We start from the raw sequence: 15436 nt of genomic DNA on the forward strand, positions 1-15436 counted from the left end.
TCTGGCTCTTTTCTTCGTTATCTTCTATTTTTGCCTAAGACACATACGCTTATTGCGATGATACTTCCGGCGTCATGAGAACTTTCGCTGACAAGTTAATTCGGCCTTGTTGGTCAATCTCGGTTACTTTAACTTTGATTTGGTCGCCAATGTTCACGACATCCTCGGTTTTGGCAACACGCTCAGTCGACAGCTGCGAAATATGGACAAGTCCATCCTTGTTCGGCAAAATCTCAACGAAAGCACCGAACTTCTCTACGCGTTTAACTGTACCCAAGTAAACTTCACCAACAACAACTTCCTTCACAATGCCTTCGATAATCGATTTTGCCTTCTGGTTCATCTCTTCGTTAGAGGAAGCGATGAATACCATTCCGTCTTGCTCGATATCGATTTTAACGCCTGTTTCCTCGATGATTTTGTTAATAATTTTACCGCCTGCGCCAATAACGTCGCGGATTTTGTCCGGGTTAATGCGAAGCGTCAAAATTTTCGGCGCATATTTGGATAAGCTTGTCCGAGTAGTCGGCAGGCTTTCAAGCATTTTGCCTAGGATGAAAATACGTCCTTGACGCGCTTGTTCAAGAGCTTGCTGCAAAATCGCACGGTTGATGCCGGCAATTTTGATGTCCATTTGAATAGCAGTTACGCCTTCAGCTGTACCAGCAACCTTAAAGTCCATATCGCCAAGATGATCTTCCATGCCTTGAATATCGGATAGAATAGCGAAATGTTCGCCGTCTTTAATGAGACCCATTGCGATACCAGCTACAGGAGCTTTGATCGGTACGCCTGCATCCATCATAGCGAGCGTGCTTGCGCAAATGCTTGCTTGTGACGATGAACCGTTCGATTCCAATACTTCAGAAACAAGGCGGATCGTATATGGAAAATCTGCTTCAGATGGAATCACTTTGGAAAGCGCGCGCTCGCCAAGGGCACCATGACCAATTTCGCGGCGACCTGGAGGACGAAGCGGACGTGCTTCACCAACGCTGAATGGCGGGAAATTGTAATGATGCATGAAGCGTTTTGTTTCCTCAGGCGAAATGCCGTCCAAAATTTGAACGTCACCCATCGCTCCAAGCGTACAAATGCTCAGTGCTTGCGTTTGTCCACGAGTGAACAAGCCTGATCCATGCGTACGCGGCAGAAGCGCTACGTCACAATCAATCGGACGAATTTCTTCAAGCGAACGACCATCTGGACGAACCTTGTCATGAGAAATAAGGCGGCGAACCTCTTCCTTGACGATATCGTACAGCACTTCCTTCACATCGGAAATCAGTCCTGGCGTATCGATATATTGCTCTTCAAAATGAGCAACTGCTGCGCTGTTAACCGCATCGATTGCATCTTGGCGAGCATGCTTCTCTTCTACTTTAATCGCTTCTACGAGACCCGCGGAAGCATAAGCGCGAACATCAGCATTTACTTGTTCATTTACAGTATGTAGCTTAACTTCCATTTTCGGCTTGCCGGCAATTGCTTGCAGCTCCTCGATTTTGGCAACGATGTTTTTGATTTCATCATGTCCGAACATGATTGCCTCAAGCATAACTTCTTCCGTTACCTCATTCGCTTCGGCTTCAACCATCATGATAGCATCCTTCGTGCCGGCTACAACAACAAACAAATCTGTTAGCTGCTCTTGCTCAACTGTCGGATTAATGACGAATTGACCGTTTACACGGCCAACGCTAACGCCGCCGATTGGACCGTCAAATGGAACGTCGGAAATCGATAGGGCTGCAGATGTACCAATCATTGCTGCGATTTCTGGCGGGCAATCTTGGTCCACGCTCATTACGATGTTCATCACTTGTACGTCATTCCGGAAGCCTTCCGGGAACAACGGACGAATAGGCCTGTCCGTAAGCCGGCTGGACAAAATCGCCTTCTCGCTTGGACGGCCTTCACGTTTAATGAATCCGCCTGGAATCTTACCAACGGCATACAAACGCTCTTCATAGTTAACTGTAAGCGGGAAGAAATCCAAGTCTTTTGGACCTGCGGATGCTGTTACCGTACACAATACAACAGTATCGCCATATTGCACGGTTACTGCAGCATTCGCTTGCTTAGCAAGGCGGCCTGTTTCAATGGATAGCGGTCTTCCGCCTACCATCATCTCAATTCGTTGTACCATCTAATCCCTCCTAAAAGTTATTTTATAGTCTATTTCACTGTATTATACAGGTTTTTCCCCAGTGTTTTCCTATTACAAAAAGCAACCCTAATCCGCTCGTCCGGTATTCCCGGACGGCTGGACAACCAGGTTGCTTTTCATTACGCATGTTTTAACGGCGTAGGCCGAGTTTTTCGATCAATGCGCTGTAACGTCTAACATCATTGTTTTTAAGGTATGCAAGCAGCTTACGGCGCTGACCTACCATCTTGAGCAAACCACGACGGGAATGATGATCTTTCTTGTGCTCCCGCAAATGTTGAGTCAAGTTAACGATGTTTTCAGTCAGGATAGCCACTTGAACCTCCGGAGAACCGGTATCAGTTGCATGTGTCTTATGCGTCTCAATCAGTTCGTTTTTACGTACTTGTGTAATTGCCATCCTAATTCACCTCCTTCTTGATAATCGCCATTAGCCTCGCTGCCGTCGGTGAGATCGGACACCCAAGCTAAGGTTAAGTTTCGAGAATGACATACAAGATGTATGTCTACTCACAACGTTGTATAGTATAACATATAAGACAGATGCTTGTCGAGGTGTATCTCCTAGTTGCTGCACAAACGCGCTGCTACAACTCAAACCAAGCATCCGCATTAGTTGTATCCGAGTATTTCCTTGGCCCTTAGCGCATCGGCACCGATTTGGTTGACAAGCTCATCAATGGAATTGAATTTTTTCTCTGAGCGGATAAACGAATGAAATTGCAGACGCATTTCTTCCCCGTAAATATCGCCATTGAAATCAAACAAATGCGCTTCCATTACCGGCTGCGGCTCTTTTTGGTTAAAGGTTGGCTTTAAGCCAAAATTCAAGACGCCAGGGTAAGCTTTCTCTTGGGTCCAAGCCGTTATCGCATAAACGCCTAACCGTGGGGCGATATATGGAGCGGTAATTTGAAGGTTTGCCGTTGGAAAACCGATTGTGCGGCCTCTCTTATCCCCATGAACGATAATGCCCTTAACTTCATAAGGCCGACCTAGCAAAAGCTCAGCCAATTCCGTATTCCCCTGCTCGAGAGCTTCACGGATATAGGTACTGCTAACTTTTATTCCATTCTCGTATAATGGCTCGATGACGTGAACAGCAATGTCGGGTTGACCAAGCTGCTTGAGCGCCTCCGTATTGCCTAAGCCCTTATGGCCGAAATTGAAATCGAAGCCTACAACTACCTGCTTGGCGCGAAGAGTACGCAATACCTCATTCACGAAGCGCTCCGGAGATACAGATGCAAACTCGGGATCAAATCGCATAATGAATACGAGATCAACTCCGAGCTCTGCAAATAATGCGGTCTTATGCTCAAGAGGCGTAAGACAACGATAGTATTGATCTCCTTGTCCGAGTACTTCCTTCGGATGGGGATCGAAGGTCAAAACCGCTGACAGCATTTCGGCTTCTTTCGCCTCAAGCACCGCTTGGCGAATGACGTTTTGGTGTCCGCGATGAACACCATCAAAATGACCGATTGCTATGGAAAGCGGTTTGTCCAGCGATAACGTAGACAAACCGTTTAAAGGAAAACTTAATGGAATAATTTCCAACGCTGAAGCACCTGCATTTCCTGTTAACTTTCTACATCGATAATTTAAGCTGAAAATACTTTGACTGGTCGGAGAACAGATGCTCCCAGATCAATCTGAAAAATGCCAAGAAATGAGCTATTTTCGTTGTATAGACGAATAAGCTGTTCATTATTATAGGTTGCATCATCTCGATGATCGGCATGGGAAAGGCTAATCTTCTGTCCCAGAAGCGCAAGCTTGCCGATTGCTTCCGGAACGACAACGCTCTCCAAATGAGTGATGGCTTCATCAGCGGCAATTAAGTGCTCGCTTAATTCGCCCGCATTTTGCAGCTCCTCAATTTGCTCTAACGTCAAGCAGCTTTCCTTTGTAATGCCGCCTGACATCGTTCTTGTCAGGTGGGCCATCGTCGCTGGAACGCCGAGCGCTTTGCCAATATCCACGCATAAAGTACGAATGTATGTACCTTTAGAACAAACGACAGAAAACGTAATTTTGGGCTGGTCGAGCTCAAGCTGCGCGTCAATAAGATCAATTTGATGAATCGTTACTTTTCTCGATTTACGCTCAACCGTTTTACCTTCTCTAGCCAGCTCATAAAGCCGTTTCCCATCCACTTTTACAGCGGAATACATGGGCGGAACCTGTTCAATTTCGCCTGCAAAACGCCTTAAAGCTTCACGTATGGCTTCTTCTGTAACAGCTACAGTAGATTGCTGCTCAATGACCGTTCCGGTTAAATCTTCCGTGTCCGTTGCAATACCAAGCTGCAATACGGCTTCATAAGACTTAGGTCGCTCTTGAACATATTCAACCACTCTAGTTGCACGCCCTAAACATAAAGGCAATACACCTGTCACCATAGGATCAAGCGTACCTGCATGTCCGATCCGCTTCATCTTTAGAATGCGGCGAACCTTTGCAACCACATCGTGAGAAGTCCAGCCTTCAGGCTTCCAAACTGCCAAAATGCCGTCCATCGTTTAAATCAACGCCTTTCTGACTGCTTCCACTAGCTCGTTAATCGACTCTGAAACTGAACCTTCAAGCCGACAGCCGGCTGCCCTTACATGACCGCCCCCGCCAAAATCTTGTGCGATTGCAGCTACATTGGCTTTGCCCGCAGAACGCAGGCTTGCTTTGACTGACCCGTCTTCAGCTTCCTTAAACAATATGCCGACCTCAACCCCATCAACATTAAGAGCATAATTTACGATACCTTCAAGATCCTCGGGTACCGCACCTGTCATTTGCAAATCGTCTTTTCCAATAAAGACCCACCCGATTTCCAGATTGTCTGAAAAGGTGAGCCGGTTTAACGCGATTTGGAGAAGCTTAAGCTTAGCCATCGTCATTTTCTCAAGCAAATGATCTGCAAGCTCGTTGCCAGCTACCCCTAACGCAAGTAAATGCGAGGCAATTTCCATGACACGCGGACTTGTATTGGAATAACGAAAGCCACCTGTATCGGTCAATAGACCGGTATAGATAGCTGTTGCGCAATTCAGGTCGAACGAAATTTCTGCCCTTTCGATTAGATCGTACAATATCTCGACTGTCGCAGCAGCTTCAGCACGAATGACATTTACAGAACCAAATCCGTTATTGGTCGGATGGTGGTCGATATTGAGCAGCTTTGCTTCTGGTGCAAAGCTGCTCGCAACCTCCCCGATACGTTTGAAATCAGCGCAATCGACCGAAATAATGGCATCGAACTTTTGCTGCGGTGCAGCCAGCTTATAATTTACAATCGAATCAAATTGATGCAAATAGCTTAGTCTCGACGGCAATTCGCTTTCATTGATCAGAATAGCCGATTTACCGAGATTCTGAAGCAGCCAGCCGATGACAACAGTAGAGCTTATTGCATCACCGTCAGGCTGTACATGCGACACGACCAAAAAATGATCGGAGTCCTTCATGAATGCCAGCGCATCATCCAACTGCTTCAAATAGCTATCTTGTGCCATCATTGACTTGCATTCCCGCTGTTGATGTTCTCAAGCAACGATTCAATGCGGCTGCCGTATTCAATACTGCTGTCGAACTTGAACAACAGCACTGGCGTGTGACGAAGTCGCATACGCTTGCCAAGCTCCGTGCGGATAAAGCCCGTTCCGCTTGCAAGAGCCTTAAGCGTAGCTTCCTTCTGTTCTTCACTGCCAAGCACGCTAAGGTATACCTTAGCTTGTGACAGATCGCTCGATGTTTCAACGCCGGTAACGGTAATGAAACCAATTCTAGGATCTTTAAGCTCTGTCTGTATAATTTGGCTGAGCTCTTTTTTTATCTGCTCGCCAACCCGTCCTACGCGGATTTTTGCCATGCTATAATCACCTCTCTACCGATTCCATGACAAACGCTTCGATCGTATCTCCTTCACGAACATCGTTGTAACGGTCAAGTGTAATACCGCACTCGTAGCCTTGTGCTACCTCTTTCGCATCATCCTTGAAGCGCTTGAGGGATTCGATCTTACCTGTAAAGACGACAATGCCGCCACGGATAAGACGAGCTTCCGCGTTACGAGTGATTTTACCGGATGTGATCATACAGCCTGCAATCGCGCCAACCTTCGTAACTTTAAATACGTTGCGAACCTCGGCATGACCGATAACAACCTCTTTGAAGATCGGATCAAGCATGCCCTTCATCGCTTGCTCAATCTCATCGATGACATTGTAGATGACGCGGTGCATACGCACGTCAACCTTCTCTTGTGCAATCGTTGCTTCAGCTTGAGGATCTGGACGAACGTTAAAGCCGATAACGATCGCGTTGGATGCCGATGCCAAAATGATGTCGGATTCCGTAATCGCGCCTACACCGCTATGGATGATTTTTACGCGTACGCCTTCGATGTCGATTTTCCCGAGCGATCCTTTAAGTGCTTCTGACGAGCCTTGAACGTCGGATTTGATAATAACGTTCAGGTCTTTAATTTCACCATCTTTGATATGGTTATACAGATCATCAAGCGTTACGCGTGTATTGGCACCCATATCCGATTGACGCTGTTTAATGGAACGACGGTCAGCGATAGCACGTGCCTTACGCTCATCCTCGAATACCATGAACGGATCGCCGGCTTGCGGAACTTCCGTTAAGCCAGTAATTTCTACAGGCGTAGAAGGACCCGCTTCTTTTAAACGGCGGCCTTTGTCATTAACCATTGCTCTGATACGGCCAAAGCAGTTTCCTGCAACGAAAGCATCGCCGATTTTTAGTGTTCCGTGCTGTACGAGAATACGTGCAACAGGACCTTTGCCTTTATCAAGCTCAGCTTCAATAACAGTCGCGCGAGCGCGTTTGTTAGGGTTGGCTTTGTAGTCATTTACCTCTGCAACGAGCAAGATCATTTCGAGAAGACCTTCAAGACCAATTCTTTGCTTAGCGGAAACTTCAACGAAAATCGTATCGCCGCCCCACTCTTCTGGAACGAGCTCATATTCAGTCATCTCTTGCTTGATTTTGTCAGCATTTGCTTCCGGCTTATCGATTTTGTTAACAGCAACGATAATTGGAACGCCAGCAGCTTTCGCATGGTTAATTGCTTCTACCGTTTGCGGCATAATGCCGTCATCGGCTGCTACGACGATAATGGTAATATCCGTTACCTGTGCACCACGGGCACGCATAAGCGTAAACGCTTCGTGACCTGGCGTATCTAGGAACGTAATTTTTTTATGGTTGATTTCAACTTGGTAAGCACCGATATGCTGAGTAATACCGCCGGCTTCTCCGCCTGTTACGTTCGTTTTGCGAATCGCATCAAGCAAAGTTGTTTTACCGTGGTCAACGTGACCCATGATGGTAACAACCGGTGGACGTGATACCAAATCTTCGTCTTCGTCGGATTCTTCAACCGTTTCGAAGGAATCTTCCTCTACAGGAATTTTCACTTCAACTTCAACACCGTAATCCGTAGCGATCAAATGGATTGCATCCATATCGATTTCTTGGTTGATTGTAGCCATAACGCCTAGGAAGATCAGTTTTTTGATAACTTCTGATGCATCCTTATGGAGCAATTTAGCTAATTCGCCAACCGTCATCGTGCCGCGAACGATAATCTTTTTAGGTGTGTTGTCAATTTTCTCGCGAGGCGGTTGTTGTTGGAATTTGCCGCCGCGGCCTTTTTGACCACGGTTGTTGTTTCCTCTATAGCCGCCGCCAGGCTTGCCGTCTTCAAAACGCTTTTGGCCTGGTCTTGTATTTTTATTGTCATTGCCGCGCGCTTGCCCTTGCGCAGGCTTGGAATCGAAGCGGCTTTGTCCTGATGGTGCCGGACGGCTGCTGCTTGCAGAAGTGCTTGGACGGTTAGTTGAATTTCCTTGGCCGCCTTGAGCTGGACGATTTTGTCCAGAAGATGCCGGACGGTTATTTTGACCGCCTTGCCCTTGACTTGGACGGCTTGAGCCCGCGCCTTGGCTTGGGCGATTTCCTTGTCCGCCTTGTCCTTGGCTCGGACGGCTTGCGTTAGAGCTTCCTTGGGAAGGACGGTTGTTGCTGGATTGTTGCGCAGGACGATTCGTTGATTGTTGCGTCGCTGCTGGTCGTTGTTCGGTTTGGTTGGTTTGTGGTTTCGTATTAATAGAATTCATAGGCCCCTGTCTGTCTTGATTCGTATTTTTGTTTTCCTGTACTGGTGTAAGCTTTCGTTCTTGCTGCTGCGGCTGCTGCGATTGCGGCCGATTTGCAGATGTTTGAGCGGAGGATACAGACACGCTTGTCGTTTCCTGTGCCCGCTTGGCAGCTGCATTTTGTTTAATGTTGCGGAAAAAGCCTTCGACCTTGTTTACCATCTCATTTTCCATGACACTCATATGGTTATTGACCGGTAAATCAAGTCGTTTAAGAATCGTAATGATTTCTTTGCTGCTCATATTAAGTGACTTGGCATACTCGTAAACGCGCAGCTTATCTTTATTGTCCTTGCTGTCTTGTTTATTGTCCAATATGATCCACCTCCGTATTATGGCTCAGATGACTCGCAATCATTTTTCCGAATTGTGCATCGGTTACCGCTAGTACAACCCGTTCGGGCTTACCAATCGCCTTTCCTAGTTGCTCACGGTCGAATGCTTCGGCGAGTTGTATCCCGTAGGTGTTGCATTTGTCACGAAATTTTTTCTTCGTATTTTCTGAAGCATCTCCTGCAAGGATAACGAGATGCACTTTATTATTTCTCACAGCCTTGAGTACAATCTCATCGCCTGTAATCAGCTTGCCGGCTCGCATAGCCATGCCCAGCTGTGATAAGCTCTTATTCTGCTTCATCGCTTATCAGCTCCTTGCCGGCAATAAACTGCTCCTCAACCGCTACAAAATCCTTCTCGAGCTGATCATAAATATGATCTCCCACATGCTGCTTCAACGCTCGATCGAGTGCCTTGGATTTCTTTGCTAATTTAAAGCAGCTCACTTTACCGCACAAATACGCGCCGCGGCCCGCTTTTTTGCCTGTCAGGTCAATTTGCACCTCTTCGGCCGGTGTCCGCACAATCCGAATGAGTTCCTTCTTCGGCATCATCTCCTGACAAGCGACGCATTTGCGAAGCGGTACTTTTCTCGGTCTCATTGTACACCCCTCCTCTGCCAGCTGAATTGACGCTTAACGAATTAATCGATGGAAACCGAGTCCTGGTGCATGATCGTCGTCAAAGATTTCGGACGGCCATACTCCTGCTCCGCTTGAGTCTCGCTCTTGATGTCGATCTTCCAGCCAGTAAGCTTAGCAGCAAGCCTAGCATTCTGGCCTTTAATGCCGATCGCTAGCGACAACTGGTAGTCTGGAACGATAACTCTTGCCATCTTCTCTTGTTCGAATACGATAACCTCAAGCACCTTGGACGGGCTGAGCGCATTCGCAACATATTCATCCACGCTTTCAGACCAACGAACGATATCAATTTTCTCGCCTTTAAGCTCGTTTACGATCGTCTGAACGCGCAGTCCCTTTTGTCCAACACAGGATCCGACTGGATCAACCTCAGAGTTGCGGGAATGTACAGCAATTTTCGAGCGGAAGCCTGCTTCGCGAGCAACCGAACGAATTTCCACGACTCCGTCATAGATTTCAGGCACTTCAAGCTCGAACAGTCGTTTCAATAGACCAGGATGGGTACGGGACAAAATAATTTGCGGTCCCTTGGTCGTATTTTCGACTTTCGTAATATAAGACTTCACGCGGTCGCCATGCTTAAACTTATCGGTAGGCATCAGCTCAGTAAGCGGCAAAACAGCCTCTACCTTGCCAAGGTCAACGAATAGGTTGCGAACATCTTGACGCTGAACGATACCGTTCACGATATCTTCCTCTTTATCGATAAAAGCGTTATAGATCAGTCCGCGCTCAGCTTCGCGTATGCGCTGCGTCACAACCTGCTTCGCTGTTTGCGCAGCGATGCGGCCGAAGTCACGCGGCGTTACTTCAATATCCGCAATATCATCCAGTTGATAATGAGGGTTGATTTCTCTAGAAGCCTCTACTGTAATTTCCAGACGTGGGTCCAGCACCTCATCAACAACGGTCTTGCGGGCATATACTTTAATAACGCCAGTGTGGCGATTGATATCGACACGCACATTTTGCGCGGTATTGAAATTTCTTTTGTAGCTGGAGATAAGCGCCGCTTCAATAGCCTCCAATAGGACATCCTTGGTAATTCCCTTATCTCTTTCTATTTCCTGTAACGCTTCAATAAAATCCATGCTCATTGGACTGGATTTCCCCCTTTCAATATAGAAAACGAATATTAGAACACGATAGCGAGTCTAGCGCCGGCTACCTTGGCATAAGGAATGGTGTATTCCTTCTTGCCTGTACGGACAACCGCATTTTCCCCGTCAAATGAAAGTAGCAGCCCTTCAAATTCTTTAGCGCCGCTAATCGGTTCATATGTCGTTATGTAAACGTGTTTACCGATTGCTTTACGTACATCCTCTTCCTTCTTGAGCGGTCTTTCTGCTCCCGGAGAAGATACCTCTAGAAAATAAGCGTCAGTTACTGGATCGTTCTTATCCAGCTGCTCGCTCATAAATTCGCTGATACGGCCGCAGTCGTCGATATCGATGCCGCCTTCTTTATCCACGAATATGCGAAGGAAATAGTTGCTGCCTTCTTTGACATACTCAATATCAACTAGTTCAAATCCATTACTGCTGAGGTATGGCAGAACCATTTCCTGGACGGCAGCTTTGATTTTGGAAATACTCAAATTCAGTTGACCTCCTGTTTATACGCACTATGCCATTTTGCCATTTACAAAACGTAAAGAGTGGGTTTCCCCACTCTTCTGCATCAAAGTCTTTATCATCATCATTGCCAGAAAAATTATAACATAACCGCACTATAGTGACAAGAAATCTTTTCTAACAGGCCTTCTTCTAAAAGAGCGAAAGCTGGTTGGATTCTGGCAATCCACGGAAGCATCCCATGTTGCCGAGCACCTCTACAATCGTCTTTGTCGCCTTCGATTTCATCTGGAAATCCTCGATTGACAGATACTCGCCATCGTCTCTCGAAGCTGCAATGTTGCGTGCCGCATTATCGCCAATACCAGCAATTGCAGCAAATGGCGGGATAAGCGAATCGCCGTCTACAAGAAACTTCGTCGCGTCGGAACGGTACAGGTCAATTGGCTTAAAGGAGAAGCCTCTGGCCGTCATTTCAAGCGACATTTCCAGCTGGGACACCATGTTTTTCTCTTTCGGCAGCGCATTAAAGCCTTTCGCTTCAATTTCGATCAGCTTCCGCAGGATCGCATCGTACCCTTGGCATAGCAGCTCTAAATCAAAATCGTCCGCGCGGACGGTAAAGTAAGTTGCATAGTACTCAATCGGATAATAAAGCTTGAAGTAGGCCGTACGAACAGCGGAAATGACATAGGCTGCAGCATGTGCTTTCGGGAACATGTACTCGATGCGAAGGCAAGAATCAATATACCACTGAGGCACCTTGCACCGCTTCATCTCATCAATCCACTCCGGCGTGAGCCCTTTGCCTTTACGAACGCTTTCCGTAATTTTGAACGCCAAGCCTGCATCCATACCCGCTTTGTAAATCAGGAATAGCATAATGTCATCCCGGCAGCCGATTACGGTCTTAATATTGCAGGTGCCGTTCTTGATTAGCTCCTGCGCATTTCCGAGCCAAACGCCCGTACCATGCGACAAGCCGGAAATTTGCAGCAAATCCGCAAAGGAGGAAGGCTGCGTTTCCTGAAGCATTTGCCGTACGAACTTGGTTCCCATCTCGGGAACCCCATATGTCGCTACCGAAGAACGTATTTTTTCACCTGGGATGTTGAGCGCATTGGTCGAGTTGAACATGCTCATCACTTTAGGGTCGTTCATCGGAATGCTTGTTGGATCAACGCCAGTCAAATCCTGCAGCATCCGCATCATAGTCGGATCATCATGACCGAGAATATCGAGCTTAAGCAAGTTTTCATCAAAAGCATGATAGTCGAAGTGGGTCGTCATCCATTCGGCATTGACATCATCCGCCGGGTATTGAACAGGCGTAATATCCTCTACTTCAATATAGTCGGGAACGACGACAATACCGCCGGGATGCTGTCCCGTACTCCGCTTCACGCCGGTACAGCCGCTGGCAAGCCTTGCGAGCTCTGCTCCGCGCCATTTTTTGCTATGCTCTTCTTCGAATTTCTTAGCGAAACCATAAGCTGTTTTTTCGGCTACCGTACCGATTGTTCCTGCACGAAACACGCTCTTATCGCCAAACAATACCTTTGTATAGTTATGGGCAATAGGCTGATAATCACCCGAAAAGTTAAGATCGATATCGGGAACTTTATCGCCTTTAAAGCCAAGGAACGTTTCAAACGGGATATCCTGCCCTTCGCCCTTCATCGGCTTCTCGCACTTCGGACATAGCTTGTCCGGCAAATCGAAGCCGCTCGGAATGCTTCCGTCCAAAAACCATTCGCTATGGCGGCATTCCGGGTTTTTGCACAAGTAATGGGCCGGCAGCGGATTAACCTCGGAAATGCCGAGGAACGTAGCTACAACCGAAGATCCAACCGAACCCCTTGAACCGACCAGATAACCATCTGCATTCGATTTTTTAACGAGCTTCTCGGATATGAGATAGTTGGCGGAAAATTTAAATTTAATGATCGGAATAAGTTCTTTCTCCAAACGGTCGATAACGACCTGCGGCAAGTCCTCGCCATACATCGACTTTGCTGTGTCATAGCAGGTGTTGCGGATCTCTTCATCCGCTCCTTCTATATTTGGCGCGAACAGTCCTGTCGGGAACATATCATAAGGCTCAAAACGATCAGCAAGCTCAATCGTATTCGTTACGACAACTTCCTTCGCTCTTGCTTCACCGAGAAAAGCAAATTCCTCCAGCATCTCTTCCGTCGTGCGGAAATGTGCGTCAGGCTTGCGAATACTCTTCAGCGGGCTAAAGCCCGTAATGCCGTGGATCGTAATATCCCGGTACATTTTGTCCCGCGGATTCAAATAATGGACGTTCCCTGTTGCGATTACCGGCTTGCTAAGCTCATCTCCGATTTGACAGATGCGGCGATGCGCCTGCTCAATCTCGGCACGGCTGCCGACTAGCCCCTTCTCAACCAAGTGCATATAAAAATCAATCGGTTGAATTTCAAGGACATCATAAAACCGGGCAACCTCCAACGCTTCTTCGTATGATTTGTTCAATACCGTCTCGAAAAATTCGCCCTTCTCACAGCCGGAAATAACGAGCAATCCTTCTCTGAGCTCGACGAGCTTGCTCTTCGGAATGGTGGCAACACGCTTAAAATGTTTGGTATGAGAGATGGAAATAAGTTTGAATAAATTTTTCTTGCCGACCGCATTTAGTGCGTAAATATTGCTATGGAAAGGACGTGAATTCGATAAGTCAATGCCGACATAGTCATTCAACTGATGCAGATTCGTAATATTTCGCTCAGCCGCATCAGCAATCAAGCCGTAAAGCACGCCGCCAAGTGCAAGTGAGTCATCGACCGCCCGGTGATGGTTCTCTAGGCTGACCTTATATTTATCTGCCAAAGTATTCAAACGATGATTTTTGAGCGTCGGAAAAATAAACCGAGCCAGCTCAAGCGTATCGAGTACCGGATTTTTAACCTCAGGCATGCCAAATGCTTTGCAGTTAGCTTGAATGAAGCCGATATCGAACCGCGCATTATGCGCAACGAGAATATCATCGCCTATGAAATCGATAAATTCACGAAGCATCGGTTCGATCTCGGGCTGCCCTTTTACCATATCATCATTGATGTTGGTCAACTGCTGGATATGATAAGGAATCTTCTCATGAGGGTCAATGAGCGTCGAGAAACGATCAATTTCCTTCCCGTCACGCATTTTCACCCCTGCAAGCTCGATGATTTTGTTGTTGATAACCGATAAACCTGTCGTCTCTATATCGAAAACAATATAGGTTGCAGTCGCAAGAGGCTCTGGCCTGGACTGCAGCACCATCGGAACCGCATCGTTAACGATATTGGCTTCCACGCCGAAAAGCATCTTGATGCCGTGTTTTTTTGCCGCTTTGTTCGCGTCCGGATAACATTGCACATTGCTGTGATCGGTTACCGCAATTGCCTTATGACCCCATTTGGCAGCCGTCTTCACATAAACGTCTACTGGCGTCACCGCATCCATTGCGCTCATTGTCGTGTGTAGATGGAACTCGACGCGCTTCTCCTCAGCCTTATCCATACGATCTGGAGGAGATTTTACTTCATGCAGATCATTAGGCATCATTACGAGCTCAGGTTCCTGCATAAAGCGGTCATATTCGATCCGCCCGCGCGCTTTGACCCATTTGCCGTTGGCAAGCTGGCTCAATATTTTGACGTCGTCCTTTGTTTTGGCGAACATCTTCATCGCGATGGAATCCGAGAAATCAGTCACATTAAATGTAAAGAGCGTGCTGCCGTTGCGGAGCTCCTTCACATCGAGACCAAATACGGCGCCTTGCACCGTAATTTTCTTTTCTTCCTCGATGATATTCATCAAAGGCACAGGCTCTTCGCGAATATCGTAACCAACTGCGAGCCTAATTTCAGCCTCATCCACAAGCTCAGATTCGGATTGCGAGTTAGCCATCAGCTCCTGCACGTACTCACGCTCTTCCTGCACGATCCGAAGGGCGTATTCGTCCAAAATTTCTTGCCTTGACTCACTCATGATCATCTTCACTTTGCATGCGCGCTGAAAATATTGATTATAAAATCGGATGATTTCATCGTCTAAACGTTTCTTGCGAGCAAGCTCCAGCCCCGTATTATCGAGCAACGATAGCGTAAGCACATCGCCTTCTACCGTAATGCTGGCTTTTTGAAGCCAACCGTTAACGGATGCGATCTCGCGCTGAGCCCACTCCATAAATAAACCCCAGTATTGCAAAACAATCGATTCCGTCTCGACCACAGGGTCATAAACGAATATAAATGATACCGCAGCGATATGCTCGAACTTCATTCGAGCCGCTTGGCATAGACCATTATAGGCCTGTAAAGGCACCATGGACGTTTTGCGGATGCAAAACGTCCATTCCCGGTTACTGTTGCTGACGATAACTTGATCAATATAACCATCTTGAAAATAGGTTTGTATAAGTTCCTGCGGCAGCTCCGTCTGCTGTAAAAGCATCTCGAAGCGCTGCCGTTTGTCAGCGGTTTGGCTCATGAAACTCCACTCCTTAAGATCCGAACC

At 47.1% G+C, this 15436-nt stretch carries 12 protein-coding genes; all 12 read right to left on the bottom strand.

Features of this window, described 5'->3' with window-relative positions; all coding sequences use genetic code 11:
* Positions 1-49: 49 nt before the first annotated feature.
* Positions 50-2149, bottom strand: coding sequence for a polyribonucleotide nucleotidyltransferase (gene pnp / locus HI950_RS06255; RefSeq protein ID WP_169083036.1), 2100 nt, complete (start codon positions 2147-2149; stop codon positions 50-52).
* Between the two features lie 151 nt (positions 2150-2300).
* Complete coding sequence (rpsO, locus tag HI950_RS06260; RefSeq protein ID WP_053375765.1) at positions 2301-2570, bottom strand: 30S ribosomal protein S15; 270 nt, start codon at positions 2568-2570, stop codon at positions 2301-2303.
* A 212-nt stretch (positions 2571-2782) separates the two neighbouring features.
* Positions 2783-3730 (bottom strand): bifunctional riboflavin kinase/FAD synthetase, encoded by a 948-nt coding sequence (locus HI950_RS06265; RefSeq protein WP_169083037.1) that lies wholly within the window; start codon positions 3728-3730, stop codon positions 2783-2785.
* 44 nt (positions 3731-3774) lie between these two features.
* Positions 3775-4692 carry a tRNA pseudouridine(55) synthase TruB gene (gene truB, locus HI950_RS06270; RefSeq protein WP_169083038.1) on the bottom strand — a complete coding sequence of 306 codons (918 nt, stop codon included), beginning with the start codon at positions 4690-4692 and terminating at the stop codon, positions 3775-3777.
* Between the two features lie 3 nt (positions 4693-4695).
* Positions 4696-5685, bottom strand: a complete 990-nt coding sequence (locus tag HI950_RS06275; protein ID WP_411268073.1) for a DHH family phosphoesterase — start codon at positions 5683-5685, stop codon at positions 4696-4698.
* On the bottom strand, positions 5682-6038 hold the full coding sequence (gene rbfA, locus HI950_RS06280) for a 30S ribosome-binding factor RbfA (RefSeq protein ID WP_053375761.1): 357 nt from the start codon (positions 6036-6038) through the stop codon (positions 5682-5684). Before rbfA ends, HI950_RS06275 begins: the two co-directional genes overlap by 4 nt.
* A 7-nt stretch (positions 6039-6045) precedes the next feature.
* Positions 6046-8598: a translation initiation factor IF-2 gene (gene infB, locus HI950_RS06285; RefSeq protein WP_411268076.1), complete on the bottom strand. Its 2553-nt coding sequence runs from the start codon at positions 8596-8598 to the stop codon at positions 6046-6048.
* Between the two features lie 61 nt (positions 8599-8659).
* Entirely contained in the window at positions 8660-8992 is a 333-nt protein-coding gene (locus HI950_RS06290) for a L7Ae/L30e/S12e/Gadd45 family ribosomal protein (protein ID WP_169083040.1), read from the bottom strand.
* Complete coding sequence (gene rnpM / locus HI950_RS06295) at positions 8979-9293, bottom strand: RNase P modulator RnpM (protein ID WP_169083041.1); 315 nt, start codon at positions 9291-9293, stop codon at positions 8979-8981. Before rnpM ends, HI950_RS06290 begins: the two co-directional genes overlap by 14 nt.
* A gap of 41 nt (positions 9294-9334) precedes the next feature.
* On the bottom strand, positions 9335-10432 hold the full coding sequence (gene nusA, locus HI950_RS06300; protein WP_053375757.1) for a transcription termination factor NusA: 1098 nt from the start codon (positions 10430-10432) through the stop codon (positions 9335-9337).
* 38 nt (positions 10433-10470) lie between these two features.
* Positions 10471-10932, bottom strand: coding sequence for a ribosome maturation factor RimP (gene rimP, locus HI950_RS06305; RefSeq protein WP_169083042.1), 462 nt, complete (start codon positions 10930-10932; stop codon positions 10471-10473).
* Positions 10933-11101: 169 nt separating this feature from the next.
* Positions 11102-15409, bottom strand: a complete 4308-nt coding sequence (locus HI950_RS06310; protein WP_169083043.1) for a PolC-type DNA polymerase III — start codon at positions 15407-15409, stop codon at positions 11102-11104.
* Positions 15410-15436 lie beyond the last annotated feature (27 nt).

It is taken from the genome of Paenibacillus sp. PL91, assembly GCF_012935325.2.
GTDB lineage: Bacteria > Bacillota > Bacilli > Paenibacillales > Paenibacillaceae > Pristimantibacillus.

What these genes read in the sequence shown, in the direction of transcription:
- nusA (WP_053375757.1), bottom strand. Translation starts at nt 10,432, where the DNA reads ATGAGCATGGATTTTATTGAAGCGTTACAGGAAATAGAAAGAGATAAG.
- HI950_RS06310 (WP_169083043.1), bottom strand. Translation starts at nt 15,409, where the DNA reads ATGAGCCAAACCGCTGACAAACGGCAGCGCTTCGAGATGCTTTTACAG.
- rbfA (WP_053375761.1), bottom strand. Translation starts at nt 6,038, where the DNA reads ATGGCAAAAATCCGCGTAGGACGGGTTGGCGAGCAGATAAAAAAAGAG.
- truB (WP_169083038.1), bottom strand. Translation starts at nt 4,692, where the DNA reads ATGGACGGCATTTTGGCAGTTTGGAAGCCTGAAGGCTGGACTTCTCAC.
- rpsO (WP_053375765.1), bottom strand. Translation starts at nt 2,570, where the DNA reads ATGGCAATTACACAAGTACGTAAAAACGAACTGATTGAGACGCATAAG.
- infB (WP_411268076.1), bottom strand. Translation starts at nt 8,598, where the DNA reads ATGAGCAGCAAAGAAATCATTACGATTCTTAAACGACTTGATTTACCG.
- pnp (WP_169083036.1), bottom strand. Translation starts at nt 2,149, where the DNA reads ATGGTACAACGAATTGAGATGATGGTAGGCGGAAGACCGCTATCCATT.
- HI950_RS06290 (WP_169083040.1), bottom strand. Translation starts at nt 8,992, where the DNA reads ATGAAGCAGAATAAGAGCTTATCACAGCTGGGCATGGCTATGCGAGCC.
- rnpM (WP_169083041.1), bottom strand. Translation starts at nt 9,293, where the DNA reads ATGAGACCGAGAAAAGTACCGCTTCGCAAATGCGTCGCTTGTCAGGAG.
- HI950_RS06275 (WP_411268073.1), bottom strand. Translation starts at nt 5,685, where the DNA reads ATGATGGCACAAGATAGCTATTTGAAGCAGTTGGATGATGCGCTGGCA.